6 protein-coding genes are annotated in these 4,459 nt (G+C 58.5%); all 6 read right to left on the bottom strand.

Annotated elements, in window-relative coordinates:
* The coding region (locus AC1D00_RS31370; protein WP_477013325.1) for a hypothetical protein at nucleotides 1-229 on the bottom strand (229 nt) is incomplete at its 3' end.
* 59 nt (nucleotides 230-288) lie between these two features.
* On the bottom strand, nucleotides 289-576 hold the full coding sequence (locus AC1D00_RS31365) for a muconolactone Delta-isomerase family protein (RefSeq protein ID WP_477013324.1): 288 nt from the start codon (nucleotides 574-576) through the stop codon (nucleotides 289-291).
* Between the two features lie 77 nt (nucleotides 577-653).
* Nucleotides 654-1,280, bottom strand: a complete 627-nt coding sequence (locus tag AC1D00_RS31360) for an amidohydrolase family protein (RefSeq protein ID WP_477013323.1) — start codon at nucleotides 1,278-1,280, stop codon at nucleotides 654-656.
* Nucleotides 1,280-2,263: a Gfo/Idh/MocA family protein gene (locus AC1D00_RS31355; protein ID WP_477013322.1), complete on the bottom strand. Its 984-nt coding sequence runs from the start codon at nucleotides 2,261-2,263 to the stop codon at nucleotides 1,280-1,282. Before AC1D00_RS31355 ends, AC1D00_RS31360 begins: the two co-directional genes overlap by 1 nt.
* Nucleotides 2,260-2,766 (bottom strand): flavin reductase family protein, encoded by a 507-nt coding sequence (locus AC1D00_RS31350; protein WP_477013321.1) that lies wholly within the window; start codon nucleotides 2,764-2,766, stop codon nucleotides 2,260-2,262. Before AC1D00_RS31350 ends, AC1D00_RS31355 begins: the two co-directional genes overlap by 4 nt.
* Nucleotides 2,767-2,837: 71 nt before the next feature.
* Nucleotides 2,838-4,013: an LLM class flavin-dependent oxidoreductase gene (locus AC1D00_RS31345; protein WP_477013320.1), complete on the bottom strand. Its 1,176-nt coding sequence runs from the start codon at nucleotides 4,011-4,013 to the stop codon at nucleotides 2,838-2,840.
* Nucleotides 4,014-4,459 lie beyond the last annotated feature (446 nt).

Genomic DNA, 4,459 nt, shown 5'->3' with positions numbered 1-4,459 from the left:
AGGCGACAAAGATCACCCCAATCGACACCCAGCCGTTGATACTGGCCTGCTGTGCGGCATCCCAACCAAGATCCTTACCCATCAGCGGCAGCAAATTTCCAAACAGAACGAAATCATAGACAGCGAACGCCCAAGCAAGAAAGGCGACGACAGTCGCGTATTTGACTTCGCCGTCCGTAACCGGGCTTGGCTTCCAAGTGAATGAACTTGACGTGGTGTTGTTAGACATTGCGATGGCCTCCCCTTTTTGAACCGAATTCCTGAGCGAGTGTATCGAGCGCGAAGGCGTCAGATCGTGAAGCCGCCGAACGGCTTGAGCTGTATGACGCTTGAGACCACGACGATGCCGGCCTGTACCAAGGGCAGCGTTGCGAGATTGGCCCTGACCTCCTCCTCCGAATCGGCTTCGACGATGAGAACGCCCCCAGGCGTATCGCCGCCGCGATGCCAAATTGTCCGGACGATTCCGTCGCGATACATTTCCTTGACGCGCTGGACTTCACCGCCGACCTTCGCCTTGAAGTCCGCTTCGTTCACGCCGTCCGTTCGACGCGTATTGACGACCAGAAATTGCATCGGTTCCTCACATTCCTTGCTGGTGCTAAATTCGATAGAGACGAGCCGCGGTGTCGTGTAGGACCGCTTGGCGCTCGTCAGCGCTGTACCGCGACAGAGCAGACCGGATGGCCGCTAGCAGCGCGGCGCATTCCGGCGTGCAGGAGCACGAAGGTCACGTCCGGATGCGCATCAAGCAATTTGAGCGCATGGGGATATTGACTTTGGAAGACCTGCAATTCGAAATGCAGACCGCGGCGTGCCAATTCKCGTAGCCCACGCTGCCAATCCGGGCGCAACATGAGATCTGGCGTCCTGGCGAAGCAGTAGGCTGGATTGCTGTGCCAATGCAGCTGCTGGCGAACGCCACGCACCGGTGAGCAGGCGATCTGGCGGTCGAGCACGTCGCCAATGTCGGGCAACGCCAGATCGCCAAAAGAGACGACCGCCTGGACCAGCCCTTCCTTTTTGCCTTCCTCCGAAGCCCACCGGGCTTCCCACACCTCATCACCGGGTGCCACATTGACCTGAACATAAACCGATTTCGTGACGCCGTTCGGGCCGGCATCCTCGGCGAATTCGTCAATCAAATAATCGCGCCGCAGCTGCCCGTGTTCGCCGAAGATCCGGCTGACCGGCGGACCATTGAGCCACGGCGTGCGATCCATCAGCCAAATGTGGTGATGGGCGTCGATGATTCCCCGTTCTTTTTCTTTCTTCGACATCAGACGACCTCCGGCACCTTGCACGTCTCGTCGCTTTCCAGCGCGGCGATCGCAGTTTCGAACGCTGCGACCACTTGCAACATCGAGCGTATGCTGACGGGGAATGGCGCGGAGTGCGTGACAGTGTCGGCGAAGCTTTCCAGGAGCGATCCGACCGCGAGCTCATTTGGATATCTTTCCGACCATGCCTGGCGACCGCTGAGCGAGACCTCTAAATCGCCAAACTGGCGAAGCTCTGCCCAACCGCCGGTTCCGAAAACCGTCAGCCTGAAGTAGTTCGGCACGCCCCGCACGGTGCCGAGTATCCCGGTTGCCCCGGAGGAAAAACTCACCAGTAGAGACGCGGTATCCACGGGAACGCCGCGTCCTTTCGGATATCTGACTTGGCCGCGTATCCTCGCCATCGACCCTGCCAGGTGAATCATCGAGTCCAGCGCGTGCAACCCAGGACCTGTCATGCCGCCTCCCGGCGCCTCCTGCTCCGAGGTCCGCCAGCTTCCGCTTACCGCGCGCGACATGAAATCGTTGGAGTATTGGCCCTCGACATGCAGCACCGTGCCAAGCTGACCTTCGTCGACCAGTTGCTTGAGGCGTACCATCGCCGGCAGGACGCGACGGTCTGTCCCGAGACCGAGAGGAACCTTGGACCGTTCGCAGGCATTTACCGCGGTCCTGGCATCCCGCAACGTCAGCGCCAGGGGCTTTTCCGAAAAGACCGGCTTTCCGGCGTTCGCGCATTGGAGAATTTGCGGCAAATGCTGGGAATGGGGTGTCGCGAGGAAGACCGCGTCGACGTCCGTTCGCCGAAGGACGCTCTCCAGCGAGTCGAGCAGAAGTATTCCGCGATCAACTGCAAACCGCTCGACCTCAGCCTTGTCGAGAACTGCAGCGCAGGTGAATCGCAATTTCGTACTCCTGAGCTGTACCGAATCCACCAGGACACGGCCCCACCAGCCCAGACCTATAATCGCGGCCCGGATCATGTCAGGGCCCGAGCGACCGCGAGGCGACCGTCCTCATAGAGCAGCGGGCTGATTTCGTCGCGGACGCCGACATCGTCCACGCAGCCGATGATTATGGAGTGGTTGGCAAACGGAACGATGGAGCCCACCGTGCAAAACAGGCTGGCCTGCGCGTCTCGCAGATAGGGAAGCCCAAACGGGCCGGATACCCAATCGCCAACGGAAAACCGTTCCTCACCTTTCAGCGCACCGCTGAACGGCCTGACGAGGTCATGATGATCGCTTGCGAGCAGATTTACGCAATAGCCGCCCCGCGCGACGAGAGGATCGTGAATGCTTGCGCTCGTTGCAATGCTGACCAGAAGGCTCGGTGGCGAGACGCCGATCGAACAGACGGCGGTTGCCAACATTCCGTGTCGACGACCGTGATGAGCCGTCGTGATGATCGTGACGGTCGATGTCAAACGCCTCATGGCGCGCTTGAACGCTTCGGTTTGTTGCTGGACGTCGCAGACCTTGGACAAGACCGCACCCCGGAAATGACAGACTGGAAATTGCCGGCGCATGGTTAGCGCCGGCAGGCCGACTGAGCCGACTAGGGCGCGGGAACGAACTGCTGACGCAAGCCGCCGCGCTCAAGTCTGGGCATTACTTCGGCATTGAAGCGCTTCAGGCCGTCGAGATAGTCGACCCAGTGAACCGCGACACCATCGATCCCGATCTCGGACAATTGCGCGAGCTTTTCGGCGACCTGCGCATCGTCACCTACGATGCCATACCCTCCGTAGCCAGCCTTGAGATGTTGCTTGAAGGTTTGCCAGGCCTCCGGCGGCATGATCTCGGAGTTAAGCCCGAGATACTTTGCTGCATTTTCGGCTGCCTCCTCGTTCCCCCGTTCGACGGTGATGTAATTCAGATAGTCGCGCGCCYCCTTCTCGGAGTTGCGCTGAACGACGTAGGCGTGGGTCCAGACCTGAATGTCGCGCTTGTATTTGTCGCGGGCTAGATTGCGATACTGATCGACCTGCTGCCGCGACTTCACCATGTCGTTGTGATCGGTGAGGACAACATATCCAATGTCGCAATGCGAGGCGATGAAGTTGCGGCCCCGATCCGATCCGCCTGCGTTGATCGCCGGTGGCATCGGCGTCTGAATTGGCTTCGGCATCGCGAATGCATCGTTGACCTGAAAATAGCGGCCGCGATAGGTAAAGCTCTCTTCCTCGCTCCAGAGCCTACGAACGACGTCAAACCACTCTTCGGCATAGTCGTAGCGCGCATCATGGTCCAGAAACGGAGCTCCAAACATCTCCAGTTCGGGATGAAACCAGCCACAGACGATATTGAGGCAGTAACGTCCGTTGCTGATGTGGTCTATCGTCGCTGCCTGCTTGGCCGCGAAGATCGGGTGCGTTGTTTGTACGTGCGACGTCGTGGTGAGTGTAATTTGCTTGGTGATGGCTGCCAGCCCGGCAGCCCAGGTGTAGGTCTCGAAATTGCGGCCATTGAAGTTGTTCGGACCGCCGAGCCCCTTCCAGCGGGCAACGGGTACCATCACCTCGAAGCCGGCATTGTCGGCCGTCATCGCGATTTCCTTGGTTAACTCCCACGTCAACCAATGACCTTCGTCGGCCGTCGTCATCGCGCAACCGTTATTGCAGTTCACTCCGAACAGGCCGAGTTTCAGCTTGTTACTGTTGAACAGAGCATTGGTCAGATTGCGATTCTTGCGCTCGTCCACCACACGCTTCGCCGACACGCGATCGAGCATTGGCTGCTTTCCCTTCCCTGCGACTGGCCTCAAATGCGGACCAGTTCTGAATTGCCGAACTTTGCGGCCAGTCCAAATACTGCATACCATAATCGTTCTCCTGTCAATATCTGTATGCAGATTTTGATAGAAATGCCGATCTGGAAAATCCGTCCAGCTATATTATTGCAAGATTCGGCAAAAAGAGACGCTGGGCCGCTAACCGGCTCGAGATTTATATGTTATCGGCCGAATTTTCTGGATACAGATGTCGGCAGGGAAAATGCCTGATGCGCCAGGCACAGCGCCTCTCACGAAGGTCCAATCTAGCTGACCCCCGACTTGTCGACTTGCAGTATCGCACTGGCGACGGCGCCGGATTGATGCACCAACCGCACGATATTMGTGCCGAATTTGGGCTACCGACATCACCGCTATTGAAGAAAATCGGATCTCCCCGTCGGATC

Source organism: Bradyrhizobium sp. P2_E8 (genome assembly GCF_056403875.1).
The sequence above is the reverse complement of the archived record's forward strand: the minus strand, read 5'-3'. Positions and strand labels throughout refer to the sequence as shown.

Coding starts and splice junctions, on each gene's coding strand:
- AC1D00_RS31355 (WP_477013322.1), bottom strand. CDS start 2,263: ATGATCCGGGCCGCGATTATAGGTCTGGGCTGGTGGGGCCGTGTCCTG.
- AC1D00_RS31365 (WP_477013324.1), bottom strand. CDS start 576: ATGCAATTTCTGGTCGTCAATACGCGTCGAACGGACGGCGTGAACGAA.